This window comes from Thioclava sp. ES.031 (assembly GCF_002563775.1).
GTDB lineage: Bacteria > Pseudomonadota > Alphaproteobacteria > Rhodobacterales > Rhodobacteraceae > Thioclava.
In genome coordinates this window covers 2,685,691-2,705,589 of record NZ_PDJO01000001.1, presented here as the reverse complement: position 1 = coordinate 2,705,589, position 19,899 = coordinate 2,685,691, and the positions used below count along the sequence as shown (strand labels likewise).

Genomic DNA, 19,899 nt, shown 5'->3' with positions numbered 1-19,899 from the left:
ACCTATTCGCGCCGAAGGAAATGGACGTCTTTCGACTGCAGAATGGACAACGTATTGGCCGGGTTCCATTTTGGGATGAATAAAATCAAACACTTAGGTTATCTGAATGGCCAAATAACGGTTGTCCCGATACCAGAAAAAGCAAATGAGTGCGCAGGCGAAAGCATAAGCCTGCGCATGGGTTGCCCAAGCTGGTCTATCGTTGATCCCAAGGCGTCAGGCTGAAACAGGAACGGAGCGAGGATGCATATCCTCGCCCCGTTTGGTTTTCGGCTGTCTCCCGCTTCAGAACTGCTTGGACAGTCTCAGCGAGATGCTGTTGCTGTGGCTGTTCGACCCCGAGGTGTTGCGCAGGTCGATGCTGAGCTGCGTGCCCCCCTCGAAGGCGATATTCGTGCCCAGCCCGATCGTCAGCAGGTCCTGATCGGATTGCGGCAGGTTCAGCACATATTGCGAACCGTTCACCAGATCCGCATAGCTCATCCCCGCGGCGATATCGCGGTTCATCACCCGGTTATATTCCAGCCGGAAGTTCGGCGAGACCGTCCCGAAGCTCGTTTTTCGGGTGAAGCCGCCGCGCAGGCCGAAGTCGAGCTGGGTCGAGCCGAAGCTTTGGCGGTCGAAGCTCAGCGCATCGGCCGGGTCCGCAGTGCGCTCGGTAAAGGCATTCAGATGCCCCGAGATCACCTGCATCCCCGCATAGGGCGAGAGCATCCAGTTATCCTGACGGAACTCCATCCCGGCGCGGACCTGTGCGAAGACCTGAGAGCCATCGCGCGAACCGTAGGCCATATCCGGCCCGCCGGAGATCGCGCGGCGGCTGTCGAAGCCCAGCGTGCCATAGCCCGCCAGCACATCGACAAAGCCGCGTTCGCCGGTGCGGAAGGTTCCGTAGGCCACCGCGTTCACGCTATGCCCGCTGGTCTTCGAGCCATCGCTGCCGATATCCGAGCGCCCGTTGCCATAGCCGAGCCCGAGCCCGAGGATCGCATCCGCGCTGGGTTGGTAGTCGAGACCCGCGCTGAGCCCGTTGCTATGGAGGTCGATTGCGCCGTCCTTCGTCAGGTTCAGCGTGCCCGCCGTCCAGATCGCGGTTCTCGGGCCGAACAGGTTCTCGGAGGTGCCGCTGGTCGAGACGTATGGCGTCGGCGCAGCAGCTGTGCCACGCGTGGCCCCTCGGCTCGGCGCGGGCGTGCCGCCGGTCTTTTCCTCGAACGGATCGACCGGGTCGGCCAAACCGCGCGCGCGGGTCACGCTGGGAAAGCCCAGACGCGCGCCGAAACTGTCGCGCAGGCCATTGCCGTCGCGCAGCGCTTCGAGATGCGAGGAGAAGTTCCCGATCTGCGTGCGGGCGAATTGCATCGCCATCGTGTTCTGCGCAGTCACGATCCCGATCACATCCGGATCCTGTGTCGGATCGGGGGCCACCTCGACCAGAACCGTCAGCGTGGCGCTGCCTGGCGCGTAGCTCGCATTGCCGGCGGTCGTGCCGGTGATCTGGCAGCTACCCGCCGCGACCGGCGTGACCACAGCGCCGCTGAGCGTGCAGACCGACGGCGTCGCGTTGCTCAGCGTCACGGTCAGGCCGGAGCTCGCCGTCGCGGTTGCTGCGAAAGGCGCACTGCCGATCCGCACCGGAGAGCTGACCGGGGTGAAGGTGATCGTATCGGTCTGGCGCGCCACGGTGGCGGTGATCTTGTAGCTCTGCGTCGCGATCCCGTCGGCTGCGGTGGCTGCCACGGTGATCGTGTTCGCCCCCGTCGCCAGAGAGACCGGCGCCGAGGCGCTGCCCGAGGCGGTCGCATTGCCGTTCACGGTGAGGCTCGCGCCGCTATCCGTGGCCGTCGGCGTGACGGTGATCGAGCCCGTGCCATAGGGCAGGTCTACTGAATAGCCGCTCGTGCCCGAGCTGAACCCGGGGCTCAGAGTGCCGTGGCTCACGCTCAGCGCCGAGAGCGTCGCGACATTCGACAGATAGGCGAACTGATCCGCGCTGGTGGCCGCCGAGGTGCCGCCCGGCGCGGTCACGCTCACATGCACCGTGCCCGTGCCCGAAGGCGCGGTCGCGGTGATCTGGCTGTCGGAATCGACGGTGAAGCCGCTCGCGGGCGTCCCCCCGAAGCTGACTGCCGTCGCGCCGGTGAAATCGCTCCCTGTCAGCGTGACCGAGGTGCCGCCGCTGGCCGAGCCCTGTGCCGGGCTGATCGCGGTGATCGTGGGGGCGGCGCGCTGGATCGCGATGGTGATCGTGGCGCTTTGGAAGCTCGCATTCGGCGTGCTGGCATCATGGCCGCTTACGGTGAAGCTGTAGCTGCCATTGGCCGTGGGCGTGCCGCTGAGCGTGCCGGTGGCTGAGAGCGACAGCCCCGGCGGCAGCGAGCCGCTCGCAGGGGGCTGGTCGAAGCTGTAGGGCCCGGTGCCCCCCGAGACGCTCAGCGTGGCCGAGTAGCTCGTGCCGACCTGCCCATCCGACAGCGCGCCCGACGTGACGGTGAAGGTGGGCGCCGAGACGGTGATCGTGACGGTCGCGGGGGCGGAGGTGCCCGTCGCGTTCGTGCCGGTATAGGTGAAGCTGTCCGCGCCGTGATAGCCCGCCGTGGGCGTATAGCTGATCGCGGTGCCGCTCACCTTGGTCGAGCCGTGGCTGGGCCCGGAGGCGACCGTGACCGATGTCGCCGCGCCGCCGGAGAAATTCAGCGGCACCGCGTTGTCGGTCGAGGCATATCCTGCGGTGAGGCTCACGGCATTCGCGGTCGGCGCCGCCAGCGGCGAGACGCTGTTCGACGCGGTCGAGGCCGGGCCGGTGCCCGCAGCGTTGGTCGCGGTGACGGTGAAGCTGTAGCTGGTGCCGTTCGTGAGCCCCGTTACCGTAATCGGCGAGCCGGTCCCGGATCCGGTGAACCCGCCCTGCGTGGAGGTCACGGTGTATCCGGTGATCGTCGCGCCGCCATCGGAGGCGGGCGCGGTGAAGCTGACCTCGGCTTGGCTATCGCCCGCCTTCGCGGTGCCGATCGTCGGCGCGCCCGGTACGACCGCGTTCACGGCGAAGCTCTGCGTGACGGTCGGGGCAGGGTTATAGGTGCTATCGCCCCCCTGATCGGCATCGATCGAGCAGGTGCCGGTCGAGGCGAAGGTGAGTGCGCCACCTGTGGTGATGGTGCAGACGCCCGTCGTCGAGGACGAGAAGCTGACCGGCAGGCCGGAGGACGCGGTTGCGCTCAGCGTTGGCGAGGTGCCGTAATCCTGCGCGCCCGGATTGGCGAAACTGATGGTTTGGCCCGCCGTCGGCGTGACGCTGTTCGAGGGGGCCGAGAACCCGGCCGATCCATGGCCGTTATCGGCGCTGACCGTGAAGGTATAAGGTGTACCGGCGGTCAGCCCGGGGACTACGATCGACGTGCCGGTGCCAGTCGCGGTCTTGCCACCGGGAGAAGACACCACTGTGTAATCCTGGATCGGCGCCCCCCCGGTATCGGTGGGCGGGGTGAAGCTGACCGTGGCGCTCTCGACGCCGGCGACGGCCGTGACATTGGTGGGCGGCGGGGCCGTGGTCGGGTCGACCGAGAAGCTCTGCGTGACGGTTTGGGCTGCCTGATAAGTGCCATTGCCCCCCTGATCGGCATTGATCGAGCAGATGCCCCCTGAGACGAATGTCAGTGCGCCGCTCGAAGTGATCGTGCAGACGCTCGTCGTGGAGGACGTGAAGCTGACCGGCAGACCGGACGAAGCGGTTGCGCTCAGCGTCGGCGAGGTGCCGTAGGTCTGCGCGCCCGGGTTGGTGAAGGTGGTCGTCTGTGCGGCCTTCGGGATCACCGAATTCGAGGGGCTGGAGGCCGGACCGGTGCCCGCAGAGTTGGTCGCGGTGACGGTGAAGCTGTAGCTGGTGCCATTCGTGAGGCCTGTAACCGTGATCGGCGAGCCGGTCCCGGTTCCGGTAACCCCGCCCTGCGTGGAGGTCACGGTGTATCCGGTGATCGTCGCGCCGCCGTCGGAGCCGGGCGCGGTGAAGCTGACCTCGGCTTGGCTATCGCCCGCCGTCGCGGTGCCGATTGTGGGCGCTCCCGGTACGACCGCGTTCACGGTGAAACTCTGCGAGACGGTCTGGGCAGGGTTATAGGCGCTATTGCCCGCCTGATCGGCGTCGATCGTGCAGGTGCCGGTCGAGATGAAAGTCAGGGTGCCGCTCGAGGTGATGGTGCAGACGCCCGTCGTCGAGGACGAGAAGCTGACCGGCAGGCCGGAGGACGCGGTTGCGCTCAGCGTCGGCGAGGTGCCGTAATCCTGCGCGCCCGGATTGGCGAATGTGATCGTCTGCGCGGCCTTCGGCGTTACCGCGTTCGAGGGGCTGGAGGCCGGGCTCGTTCCGACGGAATTCGTCGCGGTGACGGTGAAGGTATAGCTGGTGCCGTTGCTCAGGCCGTTCACCGTGATCGGGGAGGCGGTCGTGCTGGTGCCGGTCGACCCGCCCGGCGTGGCGGTCGCGGTATAGGTGGTGATCGGATCGCCGCCATTCGAGGCCGGGGCGGAGAAGCTGACCTGCGCGCTGCTATCGCCTGCCGTCGCGGTGCCGATCGTCGGCGCGCCCGGTACGACCGCGTTCACGGCGAAACTCTGCGTGACGGTCGGGGCAGGGTTGTAGGCGCCATTGCCCGCCTGATCGGCGTCGATCGTGCAGGTGCCGGTCGAGATGAAAGTCAGGGTGCCGCTCGAGGTGATCGTGCAGACGCCCGCCGTGGAGGACGAGAAGCTGACCGGCAGGCCGGACGAAGCGGTTGCGCTCAGCGTCGGCGAGGTGCCGTAGGTCTGCGCGCCCGGGTTATTGAAGTTGATCGTCTGCGCCGCCTTCGGCGTTACCGCGTTCGAGGGGCTGGAAGCCGGGCTCGTTCCGACGGAATTCGTCGCAGTGACGGTGAAGGTATAGCTGGTGCCGTTGCTCAGGCCGTTCACCGTGATCGGGGAGGCGGTCGTGCTGGTGCCGGTCGACCCGCCCGGCGTGGCGGTCGCGGTATAGGTGGTGATAGGGTCGCCGCCATTCGAGGCCGGGGCGGAGAAGCTGACCTGCGCGCTGCTATCGCCGGCCGTGGCCGAGACATTCGTCGGCGCATCCGGCGCGGTCGCGGGGACCGGGAAGGTGAAGGTGACGGTGTAGGTGGTATTGGTTGTGCTGTTTCCGCCCGACGAGATGCCCGTCGCATAATACAGGGGGACGCTGAAGCCGCTGGCCACATAGGTCGTTGGAGGTGTTACAAGAGTGATTGTGTAGGTCGGGAATGTCCATAAAGTGTTGTTGTGGTTGTCCAAGTTCGGATGAATCTTCACTTGAGCGCCGGAACTCAAATCTGTGAAGATCTGGTCTGATACGTCATTCCCATTCAAGGTGCCTGTTCCCTGAATTGGATACGCTCCGTTCGCGTTGATCCCCGTCGCGTCATAGAGGCCATATTGGACATCGAGACATTCCAAGCTCACGTCGAGCGTCTTTGTCGAACCCTGCCCACCGTCCAATAACAGCGTCGTGCCGGTGCCGCAGGCGGCCAGAGAGGCGCTCGCCCCGGCGCTCGCCAGAAGCACACCCGCCAGAAGTCGCAGAATGAAAATCCGAAGCGTCGAAATTCGCGTTATGCGAGAAAACCGGTTGGATGCCTGATTGACGGCGCATGCAATGCGACCGCTCAGCGTCAATGCCCTGAACATATCTTGTCGTCCCCACTGAAATTGCAGCGCGGCTCGGACGCATCAATGCAAATCGTCTGAAAATCCCCGTGGGGCAATTGAAAAAATAATGCGCGAGTCTCTGCTCCCTGACAGCGACGCTATGTCGCGCCGAAATTTTCGTCAATCTTTAGCGCGTATTGCCGGGCTCTTGCCGAAACGTGCCGAGAGGGCTGTGGCGCGAAGAGCGCAGTGCCCGGGGAGGCGTTGGCGCCATCCGCAGCGCTCTCGCGCGCGCAGCGCGAGCTCCCGTTTGGGTGTTTTGTCAATATGGCATAACAACACTTAGTTGTAAGTTGTCGGAGGACATATTCGCCCATAGCCTCGCCTTAGAGGAGAATTTAAGGAAATACTTCGATGGAACCATTTCTGGGCATGATCATGCCCGTAGCCTTCGATTTCGCGCCGCAAGGCTGGGCGTTGTGTAATGGGCAGTTGATGAGCGTCGCGCAAAATTCGGCGCTTTTCTCGCTTCTCGGGACCGAGTTCGGCGGGGACGGGCGGACCACGTTCGGCCTTCCGGATCTTCGTGGGCGCAGCCCGCGCGGTGCCACGATGCAGACGCGCGGGCAAAAGCCGGGGAGCGAGGCGGTCACGCTCACGGACGCCACGATGCCCAGCCACAGCCACCCTTTCGTGGCCTCGCAATTGGCGATCGCGGGACGCGCGCCGATCGCGCCCGACGACATGGTGATCGCTTCGGGCAACATTCCCGCTGGCAATCTCTATGGCAGCGCAGAGGCGCCTGTCGCGCTGGCGCAGACCAATATCGGTCGCACGGGCGGCGGCATTGCCCATCCCAACATGCAGCCCTCGCTTTGCGTCAATTACGTCATCGCCCTCCAGGGCATCTTCCCGCAGCGCTCGTAAGGCGCAACGGATCCGCCGGAACGGAGAGGATATATTCATGGAACCCTTTATCGGACAGATCATGCTGTTTGCCTTCACGCGTGTGCCGCGCGGCTGGCTCAGTTGTCAGGGGCAGTTGTTGCACATCGCCCAGTATCAGGCGCTGTTCGCGCTTATCGGAACCCAATATGGCGGGGACGGCATCTCGAGTTTCGCGGTGCCGGATCTGCGCGGGCGCATCCCGCTCGGCATGGGACACGCGCCGGGGCTTTCGGTCTACAAGGTCGGCGATAAGGTCGGGGAGGAGACGGTCACGCTGAACGTCGCGGAGATGCCGTCGCATTCCCACGCGATCCAGGCGTCGAGCCAGAGCCCGGCGGCCAACGCGACCGCCGTGCCCGGCCCGGAGGTCGAGTTCGCGACCGCAGATGGCGCTGGTGTCACGCGCTACGCGGCCCAGCCCGGTGGCGCGCCCGCGACGCTGAACCCGGCCTCGATCGGGTCGAGCGGTGCGTCCCACCCGCACCAGAACATGATGCCGACCACGGTGATGAACTACTGCATCGCCTATGACGGTATTTTCCCTTCGCGCTCGTAAGCGAGCCCGGTCTTTTCGGAAAGGACAGGATATGGACCCCATTCTTTGCACGGTCATGCCATTTCCCTACAATTTCATCCCCCAGGGTTGGATGCCTTGTGACGGGCAGGTCTTGCCGATGTCACAATACTCGGCGGTCTACTCGTTGATCGGGACGACCTATGGCGGGGACGGGCGCACGACCTTCGGGCTGCCCAATCTCAACGGGGGCAGTGGTTTGTCCTCGAGCGTCGTCGCAGGGCAGGGCGCGGGGCCGGGGCTGACCCCGCGCGCGCTCGGCCAGCGGGTGGGTAGCGAAACGGTGACGCTGACCGAGGCCGATCTGCCGCCGCATTCGCATTCGCTTTCGGTGTTTCCCGAAGGCGCGGATGCGAGTGCCGCGCCGGCTGCGGGCGATACCTGGATCTCGACCGGGGCCAATGGTTATGCCGGCGCGCCGATCCAGGATGCGACCAGCTTTGCGCCTGGTGCGATCGTGCCCACTGGCGGCAGCCAACCGCATGAGAACGACCAGCCGACGCTCGGGCTCGTCTATTGCATCTGCGTGCAGGGCATCTACCCGAGCTTCGACTGAAAAATTTGCGCGCCCCGCGAGGCGCGCGGTTTGCAAGCGAAAGGGGCGGCTGCAGAGCGGCGCGCCCCTTTTTCGTGGGATGAGGGGCCGAGAGAGAGCGTGACTCGATCCGATCTGATCCGAAAGCCGTGCCGAGTGGGCTCAATCCAGCGTCTGTCGATAGCGCAGCATCGAGATCAGCATGATCACCACCCCGATGATGGCGATCGCGCGCAGGTCGCCGGTAATGTCGGCCAGATGGGCGCCTTTGAGCATCACCTTGCGCACGATGCGCAGGAAATGTGTGGCGGGGATCGCCGAGCCGATCACCTGCGCCCAGCCGGGCATGCCTGCGTAGGGGAACATGAAACCCGAGAGCAGGATGGTGGGCAGGATCGTCATGAAGCTCGCCTGCATCGCCTGCATCTGGGTGCGCACGAGGGTCGAGATCAGGAAGCCGAGGGCGAGGTTCACCACGATATAGAGGTTGAAGCCGATGAAGAAGGCCAGCCCCGATCCGAGGAACGGCACCCCGAACAGAAGCTTCCCGGCGATCAGGAAAACGACGGTCTGGATGTAGCCGATCACGACATAGGGCAGGATCTTGCCCAGCATCACCTCGAGCGGCCGGACCGGCGTCGCGATCAGGGTCTCCATCGTGCCGCGCTCTGTCTCGCGCACGATCGCGATCGCGGTGATCAGCACCATCGTCATCGCGAGGATCACGGCGATCAGGCCGGGCACGATGTTCAGCGAGGTCTTGCTCGCCGGGTTGAATTGCTTGTGCACCACGACCGAGAAGGGCGGGGGCTGGCCTGCGACCGGGGCGAGGGGGCCCTGGAAGGTCTGTTTCACCGCAGTGTCGATGATCCCCGACAGCGCGCCGACAGCGGTGCCCACGGCCGTCGGGTCGGACGCGTCGGCGCTGACGAGCAGCTTCGGCGACAGGCCCCGCACGATGTCGCGCTCGAAATTGGGCGGAATGACCACGACGAAATTCGCCGTGCCGTCGCGAAGGGCGCGATCACCCTCTTCGGCGCTGGTCACGATGCCCTCGAATTTGAAGTAATCCGAGGTCTCCATTCCCGACAGCACCGCACGCGCCACCGGGCTTTCATCGGCCATCTCGATCAGGGTCGGCAGGTGATGCGGGTCGGAATTGATGATGTAGCCGAACATGACCAGCTGCAGGATCGGGATGCCGATCATCATCGCGAAGGTCATCCGGTCGCGCCGCATCTGGATGAATTCCTTGTAGAGCACCGCTCCGAAACGCGACAAAGAGAACCAGCTCATGCGGAGGGGCCTCCGTTGACACCGAAATTGTCGGCCGCTGTCGCCATCAGGTAGATGAAGACCTCTTCAAGCTCGGCCTCTTTCTTCTCCCATTTGCGCGCGTCGGTCTCTCCGCTCTTTTCAGCGACGACCGCGTCGAGCCCGGCACTGTCGGTCGAGGAAACATGAAGCTGGGCGCCGAAACGCGCGACCTGTTCGACGCGCGGATCGGCGCGCAGCTCTTCCTCCAACTGGATCAAGTCGGGGCCGGAGACCCGCCATGTCGTCAGGCCGACCTGATGCGGGATCTCGGTCGCGGGGCCGTCGATCAGCTTCTTCCCATAGGCGATATAGGCGATGTAATCGCATTGCACGGCCTCATCCATGTAATGCGTCGAGACCAGCACCGTGACGCCCTGCTTGCTGAGCTGGCGGATCTCGTCCCAGAAGTCGCGCCGCGCCTTCGGGTCGACTCCGGCGGTGGGTTCGTCGAGAAGCAGGAGCGCGGGCTTGTGCTGCATGCAGGCGGCCAGTGCCAGACGCTGTTTCCAGCCCCCCGACAAAGTGCCCGCCAGCTGCTTGCCGCGCCCTTCGAGGCCGAGGGTCCGCAGGGTCTCGTCCACCACTTTTTTGCGGTCCTTCACCCGATACATCCGCGCCATGAAGTCGAGGTTCTCGCGGATCGTCAGGTCGCCATAGAGCGAGAACTTCTGCGTCATGTAGCCGACGTTTTCCTTGATCGCGCGCGCCTCCTTGTGGATATCGTAGCCAAGGGTGTGACCCTCGCCGCCATCGGGGGTGAGCAGGGCGCACATCATCCGGATCGTGGTGGTCTTGCCCGAGCCGTTGGGGCCGATGAAGCCGTAGATCGCGCCTTTCGGCACCGACATATCGACCGCGTTCACCACCTTCTTGCCGTTGAAGATCTTCGTGAGCCCTTTGACGACGATCGCGGGCTCGCTCTGGGTGCTCACGCTGTCGGCGGCTGTCGTGCTCATTTCATCCGCCTCAGGCTGACCGGCTGGCCCGGCAGGAGCGACGCGCCCGCCGGGATGCGCGCCTCGGCCCGGAACACGAGCCGCGAGCGTTCTTCGCGCGAATAGATGATCGGGGGCGTGTATTGCGGCTCGGAGGCCATCTTGCTGATCGTCACCTTGATGCCCGGATCGCAGCCGTCGCATTCCATCTCCAGCTGATCGCCAATGGCGAAATCCGCGCGCTCGGCCTCGGGCAGGAAGAACAGGACCTTGAGCGCATTCGGCGGCAGGATCGACAGCACGGGCGCCCCGGCTGCGGCCACTTCACCGGCCTTGTAATAGACCGTCTCGATCCGACCGGCCACGGGGGCGGTGACCGTCATGTCGTCGAGCTGCGAGCGGGCGAGATCGGCATCGGCCTGTGCCGCCTCGAGCGTTTTTTGGGCTGCGAGGACCTGCGCGCTGCGCGCGGGCAGGGCCGCCACTTCGAGCTGGGCCTTGAGTTGCGCCACCTGCGCCTCGGCCTCTTCGAGCGCTGCGCGGTCGACATCCACCTTGGCCTGGGCGACGATTTCTCGGGCGAACAGATCCTCGGTGCGTTTGAGCGCGGATTCCGCGAGATTGCGATGGGCGATGGCTTGCTCCAGCGAGGCCTTGATCACGTCGATCTCGGGGTCGCGCGACCCGGTTTCGAGGTTGTTGAGATTGGCGTTGGCAGTGCCGATCTTGGCCTCGGCAGCCCGCAGCGCCGCCTGCTGTTTCGTCGAATCCATGTCGAAGAGGAACTGATCGGCCTTCACACTGTCGCCTTCGATCGCCGCAAGCGTCTTGATGCGTCCGGTGACCGAGGGGGCGACATAGACATATTCGCCCTCCACATAGCCCGAGTAATGCGGCACCGGGGCGTCCCCGTAGCCGGGAATGATCGCGGTGAGCAGGGCGCTGATCCACGCAACAATGGTATCAAGCATCGGTCGAACCCTCCGGTGACAGGAAAACGCCGTGGAATAGAATGTCGAGGTGGTTCTCGATCAACTGATCGAGCGAGAGCCCGTCCTCCGGCACGATGCCGAAGATCTCCGCAAGCAGGAGATGCACGACGATCGGGCCGATGATCGAGCGCAGGGTCAGTTCGGGATCGACCGGGCGCAGTTGGCCCGAGGCGATGCCCTGTCGGATGATTTCGGTCGCCGCGGGCAGGACGTGGTCGAATACCTCGCGCCGATACATCGCGGCGATCTCGGGGGCGACGACGGCCTCGCGGATCACGACCTTCGGGACCGCCAGCACTTTCGGATCCCCCAGCGAGGTCGCGATCAGAGAGAACAGCGCACGCAGCGTGGCGCGCGCATCATCGGGGGTCGGTTCGACGAGCGCTTGCGCCCGCGTGGCGATCGGGGAAACCGCCCGGCGCACCAAGCCTTCGAGGATCGCCTGCTTCGACGGGAAATAGAGATAGACGGCCCCCTTCGAGAGACCCGCCGTCTTGGCGATCTGCGCCACCGACGTATGGGCGTAACCCTTTTCATCGAAGAGCGAGAGCGCCGCGTCGAGCACCTCGTCAGGCCGCGCCTCTGCGCGACGGCGAAACTTGGGCTCGGGCGAGTCGGGGTCTGTCATGGGGAGAAAGTAACTGACCGGTCAGTCAGTAGCAAGAGTTTTAGATGGCCGATGGGCAGGCTGCGCGAGGTGGGCGACGCGGCGCTCGCGCGACCTGATGTCATTGAGCGACCAGCCGAGACGGCTGGCCGCCCGGGGCAGGGCTCAAGCCGCAGGCCGCCGCCAGCTTTCGCGGTGGTAAGCGCTGTCCCAGAACCGCCATTCATGCCAGCAGCTGCGGGCGAAGGCCCGGTGCATCCGCTGGCGGGTGGCCTCATCGGCACGCGCGCCCAGCCTGTCGGTCAGCGCCAGCATCCGTTCCACGCTGTGATCGAAAGCCTCGCCCGAATAGGTCGCGATCCAGGCCGCATAGGGGTTCGTGTCCCCGCTGACCTGCGCAATTTCCCGACCGATGTCGCGGTAAATCCAGAAGCAGGGGAGTAGCGCCGCCACCGCCTCGGGGAAATCGCCGGTCGTCGCACTGCGCAGCAGGAAGGACACGTAGTGATCGCAGGCGGCTGAGGGCTCTATGTTTGCGAAATCGTCGGCCGAGACGCCGAACAGCCCCATGTAATGCGCATGCAATTCCCGCTCGACCGCGATCGCGCCTGCTGCCGAGCCTGAAAGCTGCGCGACGGTCGGTGCATCGGGGGCCTTCGCGGCGGCGAGTGCGAGCGCACGGGCGAAGCCTTCGAGGTAATGGGCGTCCTGAATGATGTAGCCTTGGAATATCTCCCGATCGAGGCGGCCCTCTGCAAGTTCGCGATTGAAGGGCATGTCGTGGATCTGGCGGCGCAGCGGCGCGGTCGCCTGCGCGAGGTCTTGGGTGAAGCTCATTGGCCTGCCTCCTGTATGGCGTGGAAATGGTGCACCGGCCCGTGGCCCGAGCCGACGGACAGCCGATCGGCCCCGGCAATCGCGGCGCTCAGATAGGCCTTCGCGCGGCAGGTGGCGTCGGGAAGCGGAAGGCCCGCGCCGAGCCACGTCGCCAGCGCCGAGGACAGGGTGCAGCCGGTGCCATGCGTGTTGCGCGTCGCGATGCGTGGCGCATTCAGCCAAACTTCGTCGCGCGCGGTGACCAGCAGGTCTGGGCTTTGTTCGCCCTGCAGATGCCCGCCCTTCAGCAGCACCGCACGCGGCCCGAGCGCGCGCAGCGCATGGGCCTGTTCGCGCATCTCCTCGAGCGTCGTCGCCTCGGCGCAGCCCAGGAGATCGGCGGCCTCGGGCAGGTTCGGCGTGATCAGATCGGCGCGCGGCAGCAGGTTGCGAAGCGCAGTCACTGCCGCCGCTGCCAGCAGCCGATCGCCGCCTTTCGCGACCATCACCGGGTCGAGCACCACCGGACAGTCGAGCCCGGCCAGCCCCTCGGCCACGGTCTCGATGATCGCGGCATCGCCGAGCATCCCGATCTTGATCGCGTCGATCCGGATGTCGTCGCGCAGCGAGGCCATCTGAATCGCGATCAGGCCGGTGCTGCACAGGCTGACCGCCTGCACGCCGCGCGTATTCTGCGCGGTCAGCGCGGTGATCACGCTCATCGCATAGCCGCCATTGGCAGAAATGGCCTTGATATCGGCCTGAATGCCCGCCCCGCCCGATGGGTCGGAGCCAGCGATGGTGAGAATATTCGGGGTCATAGGTCGCTCCATGCGCTGCGCAGGGTTCGGGTGGCACGCGCCATGTCAGGGGCGCGCGAGATGGTGGAAATCACGGCAAGACCGGCACCGCCCGCCGCGCGGATCGCAGGCGCGTCGGTGGCGGTGATCCCGCCGATCGCGAGACAGGGGAGGTCCGTGCGTACGGCGATCGCGGCAAAGCCCGCATGGCCGATCGGGGCGGCGTGATCGGGCTTCGAGCCGGTCGCATGGATCGGCCCGACGCCGAGATAATCGACGCCGGGAGGCACGGCACCGATCTGTGCTTCGGTCTCGATCGAGAGGCCAAGGATCGTGTCGGGCCCGATCCGGCGACGGATCGCGGCGGGATCTCCATCGCTTTGGCCGATATGCAGCCCGGCGGCGTCGATCTCGATGGCCACCGCGACCCGGTCATTCACGATCAGCGGGACATCGTAGGGGGCGAGCGCTTCGATCAACGTCCGGGCCAGTGCTGCGAATTCCGCATCGGGGAGCGTCTTGTCGCGCAGCTGCACCCAGCCCGCGCCGCCCTCGGCCGCCGCGATAGCCTGCGCGATCACGGGCTGCGGGGCGTCCGGGTCGGTGACGAAACAGATGGGCGGGATCATGCGGGTTCGATCCGAGCTCCGGCGCTCAGCGCGTCGGCGTCAATCGCATGGAGCGCATCGAGGAAGGCGACCTGAAAGCTGCCCGGACCTTGGGCGATCGCGCCCGCGCGTTCGCCCGCAAGCCCGAAATAGGCCAGCGCCGCGACGACCGCCTCGAACCGGGGCTGGCCTGCCAGAAAGGCGGCGACGACACCGGTGAGCGAACAGCCCAAAGCGGTCACGCGGGGCATCATCGCATGGCCATTCGCAACCCGCGCGGCCTGCGTGCCGTCAGTCACGAAATCCACCGCGCCGGTCACCGCTACCACGGCGCCGCTCACACGGGCCAAGGCCCGCGCGGCGCTTTCCGCGGTCTCGACGCTCTCGGTGGAATCCGCCCCTTTCCCCGCGCCGGCCTCGCCTGCAAGCGCAAGGATCTCCGACGCGTTGCCGCGGATCACCGTTGGACGCAGGTCCACGAGGTGCGCCCCGAGCGCGCGCCGATAATCCGTCGCGCCGACCGCGACAGGGTCGAGCACCCATGGGATGCCCTGCGCGCGCGCGACCGTGGCCGCCGCCTCCATCGCCTCGGCCCAGGCGGGCGAAACCGTGCCGATATTGATGCTGAGCGCCTGCGCGAGCCCGGCGAACTCGGCGGCCTCCTCGCGCGCATGGACCATCGCGGGCGAGGCGCCCGAGGCCAGCAGCACATTCGCCATCACGTTCATCGCGACATAGTTGGTGATGTTGTGAACGAGCGGCGCTTTTTGCCGCATCTCCGCGAGATATTGTCCGGGGTCTTCCATCGCACTCTCCTTGGCTGCGGGCAGCAAGAGGAGTGCGAGGGGGCAAAGGCGGGACTGCGCCTGACCGTCTCACGCGCCTCCCTCCGCTGGCATTATCCGGTTCAGGTTCTAAGGGTTCGTCTCAGCCCGGTTGCCCGAGCGCCCCTGTCGCTTCGTGCAAAGAGGTGACACCCTCCGAGCCGCCCGTCAAGCCGGGTCAGGTGAGGTTGGTGTTTTGCGACGGGTTCGCGCCATCAACCGGCGCGCTGTTTCCCAAGCCTCGGTGCGCCGAGCATGAACAGCACGCCCAAGGCGCTGAACAGAACGGTCATCACTACCGCCTCGTGCCAGCCTGCGAAGAAGCGCTCGCCATCGCGGCCGGCAATCAGCACCGAGATCAAGGCGATCCCGAGGGCGGAGCCGAGATAGCGCGCGGTATTGTTGGCCGCCGACCCCATCGCGGCGCGCTCGGGAGGGACGGATTGCACGGCCTCATGCCCCAGCGCGGCGTTCAGGACCCCGTTCGCAACCCCGGCGATCAGCAGCCCCGGCACGAGGATCGCCCAACTCGCCGCAGGTGTCGCGAGCAGCATCAGGGCCTGCCCGAGCCCGCAGCCGACGATCCCGCCGATCACGCGCTGGCGCGAGGCCCAGCGCGCGGGGAAGCGATGCGCGTTGAGCGCGGCGATCACGGTCAGGGCGGACCATGCGAGCAGGACGAAAGCGGCCGTGAGTGGCGTCTGGCCCATGCCGCGCACCAGCACGGTCGGCACCAGAGACATCAGCGCAAGCACACCCGCGCCCGACGCAAACGCCGCGAGGGTTGCGCCGGTGAAGGGCGCATGGGCGAAGAGGTCGAGCCGCAGGATCGGGTTTGGATCGCGGCGTTCGGTGCGCAGGAAAAGGGTCAGAAAGGCCAGTGCGCCCAACACGAGCAAGCCGACTACGCCGAAGGCCCCCAGCCGCAACTCGGTCAGCGCCGAGAGCAGGCAGCCGAGGCCGAGCATCAGAAGCAGACCGCCCGTGAGGTCGACCCTATGCGGGCTGCGCGGGCTCTCTGGCAGGCGCGCAGAAGCGCTCAGCGCAAGACCCGTCGCGGCAAGTGCGATCGCCCAATGCCCTGCCGGCCAGCCGCCAATCGGCAGCAGCGCCGCGGCGAGGATCGGCCCCAGCGCCACGCCCGCGCCAAGGCCCGCGGCCCAGATTGTGGCGGCGCGGCGGCGTGGCTCGCCCTCGTAGATCTGGCCCAGAAGCCCGAGGCCGCAGGCCATGATCCCGGCGCTGCCGAGCCCCTGCACGACACGCGCGACGATCAGGAACAGACCGGTCGGCGCGAGCGCGGCGGCAACGGAAGCGAGCGCGGTGAGCCACAGCCCGCCCACGAAGGTCCGCCTGCGCCCCAGCGTATCGCCAAAGGCCCCTGCGATTAGAAGCCCGCAGGCGGCTCCCAGCGGCATCCCCGACATGATCCACGCCTGCTGCGCGGGGCCAAGCCCGAGCGATGCGGTCATCGCCTCGAGCGTGGTCAGCGGCAGGGTGAAGACGACGAGTGATAGCATGGTCGCGAGCGCCACGATGGCGAGCGGGGCTTTCGGGGTGACGGGCATCTCAGCTGTCCTTGCTCACGCGATGGCGGAGCCAGACGACACCGTTCTCCAGCGTCTCGGCCTGCACCAGCTCCAGCGATTGCGCGGGGCCGGTGCCTTGTTCGTAGATCGCAGGCGCGCCGCTATTGCCGTCGATCACCGGCAGGATCAGGGTGCTGGTCGCGTCGATCAGCCCCTTGGCGAGGAAGGTGCCGTTCAGCGTGCCGCCGCCTTCCAGAAGCAGCCGGTCGATCCCGAACCCCTCGGCGATGCGGCTCAGCGCGCCCTCGATGTCTTCCCCGTCGGGGCCGCCGAACACGACCGAGATGCCACGCTCTGTCAGCCGCTCGACATGCGCCTGCGCGACGCGCTCGGAGAGAACGATCACCAGATGGTCGCCCTCAAGTTCGTCCGTATCCGGCAAGAGCCGCCCCTTGCGGTCGAATACGACGCCGAGGGTGCGTCCCGCCAGATCCGCCAGTCGATCGGGGCGTGGGGTCGGCGCAGGATCGAGCATCGGTTCGACATGCGGCACCCAGCCTTCGAGCGAGGCGCGCCCGATGATCCAGCCTTGCCCCTCCAGACGGCTGCCGACGGCATCGTAGATCGTGAGCAATTCGTCTTCGGAATAGGGCCACCCTTCGGTCTTCAACCGTCCGTCGAGCGTGGTGATCATATGGCAAGTGATATGCGGCCGGGGCATTGCGGGGCCTCGTGCTTTGAAAAATCTTGGGAAAACGAAAGAGAAGGCCGAGCCGCGCGGGCCCGGCCCTCAAGGTCAGCCGTTATAGTCTTCGTCGGCGACTTTCTCGAGCCAGGTGACCGGCGAGCCGTCGATGCTTTCCTGCACCGCGATATGGCTCATCGCGGTCTCGGACGAGGCGCCGTGCCAGTGCTTTTCGCCTGCCGGGAACCACACGACATCGCCTTGGCTGATCTCTTCGACGGGGCCGCCTTCGCGCTGGACGCGGCCGCGCCCGAAGGTGACGATCAGGGTCTGGCCCGCCGGGTGGGTGTGCCATGCGGTGCGTGCGCCGGGCTCGAACGTGACATGGCTGCCCGAGGTGCGGCCGGGCTCTTCGGCCTGAAACAGCGGGTCGACGCGGACGGTGCCGGTGAACCAGTCTTCGGGGCCCTGCATCGAGGCGTTGGTGCCGGAACGAATGATTTTCATGGGAAAACTCCTTTCTTGGGTAGGGGCGCGCGGGCTTAGCCGCGCAGTTTTTCGAAACGGTAGGTCAGGGCGGGACCGCCGGGTTGCCCATAGGCTAGCTCGGCGGTGACCATTGCAAAGGGTTCGACGAAACGCCCGGTGCGCAGCCCGCCCGCTTCAAGCGGCGCAAAGCCGATATCTTCGATCAGCCCGCGCGCGACGGATTTCGCGCCGTCGTCGTCGCCGTAGATCAGAAGCTGCGGCGGGTCGGCCTGTCCCTTGCGGGCGAAGACCGGGGCGAAGCTCTCGGAGGGAGAGGTGTTGAATGTGGCCACCCAGCGCGCATCGGGGCGCATCGTGGCGAGTTGCTCGGCCCCGGAGGTCTTGGGGCCGAGCACGAGATCGCTATTGCTCGCATCGAGCGGGACGCAGCAGTTGAGCACCACCTGGCCTGCCATGTCACCGGCCTGAGACAGCACATCCTCGATGCGGCTCCAATGCACGGCGAGCAGGATCGCATCCGCATCCGCGACCGCTTCGGCGACGCTGGTCGCGCGCCCGCCGGTTTCGGCGGCGAGCCGGTCCAGCTTGGCCGGACTGCGCGAATAGGCGAAGCGCAGCTCGTGGCCGCATTGCGCCCAGATCCGTCCGAGCTTGGCGCCCATCAGTCCCGATCCGAGAATGGCGATCTTCATGGCAGGGTCCTTTATTCGGCGCGGTTCTCGAAGACGTCCTTGGCCACCGGCAGGGCGGAGAACACTTTCGGCCAGCCCGCGTAGAAGGCCAGATGCGAGAGCATCGCGCCCGCTTCTTCCTGCGTCAGCCCGTTATCCATCGCACGGTTGAGGTGGAAGGTCATCTGCTCGGGCTGGCCCGCTGCGATCAGGGCCGCGACGGTGACCATCGAGCGGTCGCGCGGCGCGAGATCGGGACGCAGCCAGAGGTCGCGGAACAGAAGCTCGCGCGTATTGTCGACCACGCCCATCGAGACATCGCCATAGGTGCCGCGCACGAAATTCTCGCGCGATTCCTCGGCCTCTTCATCGAGCGGCAGCAGGTCGACCTCTGCGCCGGGAAGGCTGTCGGCGGCGATCCCGCGGGCCTCGTAGACCGGGGCCATCGCCTCGGCCGCGGCGGTGGCGTTGCCCCAGCCGGTGTAGAAGGCGAGATGAGTGACGGTTTCCGACAGTTCGGCAGGCGTCACGCCGCTGTCGAGTGCGAGTTCGACGAAACGCTCGAGGTTACCGGTCTCGTGGCGGGTCATCAGCGCTGCGAAGGTTACGAGCGAACGGTCCCGCATGGACAGCTGTTCGCCGGTCCAGACCGAGCCGAGAAGGTCATTGCTGGAATAGGCCTCGAGCGCGGGGGCCGCGCGGCCAACGGCGTCGGGGATGGTGCGATCGAGCGCCTCGCCGGAGGCCGAGGACGCGATCAGGGCGAAAGCAGGAGCTGCAAAACGGGTTTTCATATCATCTCTCCTGTCGGGTTGATCTTGTCCTTCAGAGATGGGGTAGGCGGCACTCAGGTTAATGCCGCATCAAGCCAAGTCACTCATGAGCGAGATTCATCGAAAGGCTTGAGAGGCACCGCCGGGACAGGCCCGGCGGTGCGATGGTCTGGCTCAGAGCTGCCCGCCATAGACGGGGAACATGCTCGCCTCGCCGTAATCCTTGATCTCTTCGACCGATTTCAGCGCCTCCATATCGGCGTCGGAAATCTCGAAATCGAGCGCCGCATTGGAGCGCATATGATCGGGATTGGCGGTCTTCGGCAGCGCGACCATGCCCAGTTGCAGCACGTAGCGGATCGAGAGCTGCGGAACGCTGACGCCGTATTTCTCGGCCATCGACTTGATCTCGGCATTGTCGAGGATCTGGCCGTGGCCGATCGGCGAATAGGCCTCGGCGACCATGCCGTGGCTCTGGATGTAGTCGATCAGTTCGAAGGGCGTGTTCGACACGTGCGCGAGGATCTGGTCGATCATCGGCTTGACCTTTGCGTTGTCCAACAGGTTGTTGAGATCCGCCTTCTCGAAGTTCGACACGCCGATCGCGCGCAGCTTGCCCGCCTCATAGGCTTCTTCCAGCGCGCGCCACGCCTCGAGGTTGCCCTCGAAGTAGCCATCGTCACCGTGGAACTCGGTCCAGAGCTTCGGGCTGTGGATGATCATCAGGTCGATCTTGTCGAGCCCGAGCGTCTCGAGCGAGCCGTCGATGGCGGCTTTCGCATCGGCATAGTTCTTGATGCCCGCGTCGAGCTTGGTGGTCAGGAAAATCTCGTCGCGCGGAACGCCGCAATTGCGGATGCCTTCGCCGACGCCGCGCTCGTTGCCATAGGCCTGCGCGGTGTCGATGTGGCGATAGCCCATCTCGACGGCGGCCTTCACCGCATCGGCCACCTTGTCATCGTCGATCATCCAGGTGCCAAGGCCCAGTTTCGGGATCTCGACGCCATTGGGGAGGGTAAGGGTTTCGTTCAGGATCATGTCTGGCTCCTTGCATTGGAGTGCGCCGCGCCCCCCATTTTTCAAGAGCACGGCTTCGGTTCATGTCCTACAATCTAGAGCGCGCTGCGCCTCAGGATAATCG

Annotated in this window: 18 protein-coding genes and 1 riboswitch; of the genes, 3 read left to right on the top strand and 15 right to left on the bottom strand. The window is 65.9% G+C overall.

Annotated elements, in window-relative coordinates; genetic code table 11:
• Nucleotides 1-285: 285 nt before the first annotated feature.
• The gene (locus AXZ77_RS12885) at nucleotides 286-5,226 is read right to left on the bottom strand and encodes an S-layer family protein (RefSeq protein WP_176536039.1); all 4,941 of its coding nucleotides are present in this window, start codon (nucleotides 5,224-5,226) and stop codon (nucleotides 286-288) included.
• An 843-nt stretch (nucleotides 5,227-6,069) separates the two neighbouring features.
• Between AXZ77_RS12885 and AXZ77_RS12880 the strand changes: the two genes are divergently transcribed.
• Genes AXZ77_RS12880 through AXZ77_RS12870 form a run of 3 tightly spaced genes read left to right on the top strand, consistent with a single transcriptional unit; the run spans nucleotide 6,070 to nucleotide 7,733 of the window.
• The gene (locus tag AXZ77_RS12880) at nucleotides 6,070-6,582 is read left to right on the top strand and encodes a phage tail protein (protein ID WP_098411452.1); all 513 of its coding nucleotides are present in this window, start codon (nucleotides 6,070-6,072) and stop codon (nucleotides 6,580-6,582) included.
• A 37-nt stretch (nucleotides 6,583-6,619) separates the two neighbouring features.
• A complete protein-coding gene (locus tag AXZ77_RS12875; protein WP_098411451.1) occupies nucleotides 6,620-7,159 on the top strand; it encodes a phage tail protein in 540 nt (179 codons plus the stop codon).
• Nucleotides 7,131-7,733, top strand: a complete 603-nt coding sequence (locus AXZ77_RS12870) for a phage tail protein (RefSeq protein ID WP_369679779.1) — start codon at nucleotides 7,131-7,133, stop codon at nucleotides 7,731-7,733. Before AXZ77_RS12875 ends, AXZ77_RS12870 begins: the two co-directional genes overlap by 29 nt.
• A gap of 141 nt (nucleotides 7,734-7,874) precedes the next feature.
• Here AXZ77_RS12870 and AXZ77_RS12865 read toward each other — a convergent pair whose 3' ends face one another.
• From AXZ77_RS12865 to AXZ77_RS12800, 14 genes are all read right to left on the bottom strand, one after another.
• Nucleotides 7,875-9,008, bottom strand: coding sequence for an ABC transporter permease (locus tag AXZ77_RS12865; protein ID WP_098411449.1), 1,134 nt, complete (start codon nucleotides 9,006-9,008; stop codon nucleotides 7,875-7,877).
• Nucleotides 9,005-9,985 (bottom strand): ABC transporter ATP-binding protein, encoded by a 981-nt coding sequence (locus AXZ77_RS12860; protein ID WP_098411448.1) that lies wholly within the window; start codon nucleotides 9,983-9,985, stop codon nucleotides 9,005-9,007. Before AXZ77_RS12860 ends, AXZ77_RS12865 begins: the two co-directional genes overlap by 4 nt.
• Entirely contained in the window at nucleotides 9,982-10,935 is a 954-nt protein-coding gene (locus AXZ77_RS12855) for an HlyD family secretion protein (protein WP_098411447.1), read from the bottom strand. The genes AXZ77_RS12860 and AXZ77_RS12855 overlap by 4 nt, the downstream gene beginning before the upstream one ends.
• Nucleotides 10,928-11,584, bottom strand: a complete 657-nt coding sequence (locus tag AXZ77_RS12850; protein WP_098411446.1) for a TetR/AcrR family transcriptional regulator — start codon at nucleotides 11,582-11,584, stop codon at nucleotides 10,928-10,930. Before AXZ77_RS12850 ends, AXZ77_RS12855 begins: the two co-directional genes overlap by 8 nt.
• 144 nt (nucleotides 11,585-11,728) lie before the next feature.
• Nucleotides 11,729-12,400, bottom strand: coding sequence for a thiaminase II (tenA, locus tag AXZ77_RS12845; RefSeq protein WP_098411445.1), 672 nt, complete (start codon nucleotides 12,398-12,400; stop codon nucleotides 11,729-11,731).
• Complete coding sequence (gene thiD / locus AXZ77_RS12840) at nucleotides 12,397-13,200, bottom strand: bifunctional hydroxymethylpyrimidine kinase/phosphomethylpyrimidine kinase (RefSeq protein ID WP_098411444.1); 804 nt, start codon at nucleotides 13,198-13,200, stop codon at nucleotides 12,397-12,399. The genes tenA and thiD overlap by 4 nt, the downstream gene beginning before the upstream one ends.
• Nucleotides 13,197-13,808 (bottom strand): thiamine phosphate synthase, encoded by a 612-nt coding sequence (gene thiE, locus AXZ77_RS12835; RefSeq protein ID WP_098411443.1) that lies wholly within the window; start codon nucleotides 13,806-13,808, stop codon nucleotides 13,197-13,199. The genes thiD and thiE overlap by 4 nt, the downstream gene beginning before the upstream one ends.
• Entirely contained in the window at nucleotides 13,805-14,593 is a 789-nt protein-coding gene (gene thiM / locus AXZ77_RS12830; protein ID WP_098411442.1) for a hydroxyethylthiazole kinase, read from the bottom strand. Before thiM ends, thiE begins: the two co-directional genes overlap by 4 nt.
• A gap of 61 nt (nucleotides 14,594-14,654) precedes the next feature.
• Nucleotides 14,655-14,749: riboswitch (TPP riboswitch) on the bottom strand.
• Nucleotides 14,750-14,826: 77 nt separating this feature from the next.
• Nucleotides 14,827-16,179, bottom strand: coding sequence for an MFS transporter (locus AXZ77_RS12825; protein WP_098411441.1), 1,353 nt, complete (start codon nucleotides 16,177-16,179; stop codon nucleotides 14,827-14,829).
• A gap of 1 nt (nucleotide 16,180) precedes the next feature.
• Nucleotides 16,181-16,861, bottom strand: a complete 681-nt coding sequence (locus AXZ77_RS12820) for a dihydrofolate reductase family protein (RefSeq protein ID WP_098411440.1) — start codon at nucleotides 16,859-16,861, stop codon at nucleotides 16,181-16,183.
• A 75-nt stretch (nucleotides 16,862-16,936) separates the two neighbouring features.
• Nucleotides 16,937-17,332, bottom strand: coding sequence for a cupin domain-containing protein (locus AXZ77_RS12815; protein ID WP_078601764.1), 396 nt, complete (start codon nucleotides 17,330-17,332; stop codon nucleotides 16,937-16,939).
• 35 nt (nucleotides 17,333-17,367) lie between these two features.
• On the bottom strand, nucleotides 17,368-18,006 hold the full coding sequence (locus tag AXZ77_RS12810; RefSeq protein ID WP_098411439.1) for an NADPH-dependent F420 reductase: 639 nt from the start codon (nucleotides 18,004-18,006) through the stop codon (nucleotides 17,368-17,370).
• Nucleotides 18,007-18,017: 11 nt separating this feature from the next.
• On the bottom strand, nucleotides 18,018-18,779 hold the full coding sequence (locus tag AXZ77_RS12805; RefSeq protein ID WP_098411438.1) for a carboxymuconolactone decarboxylase family protein: 762 nt from the start codon (nucleotides 18,777-18,779) through the stop codon (nucleotides 18,018-18,020).
• A 153-nt stretch (nucleotides 18,780-18,932) separates the two neighbouring features.
• Nucleotides 18,933-19,796, bottom strand: a complete 864-nt coding sequence (locus AXZ77_RS12800) for an aldo/keto reductase (RefSeq protein ID WP_098411437.1) — start codon at nucleotides 19,794-19,796, stop codon at nucleotides 18,933-18,935.
• Nucleotides 19,797-19,899 lie beyond the last annotated feature (103 nt).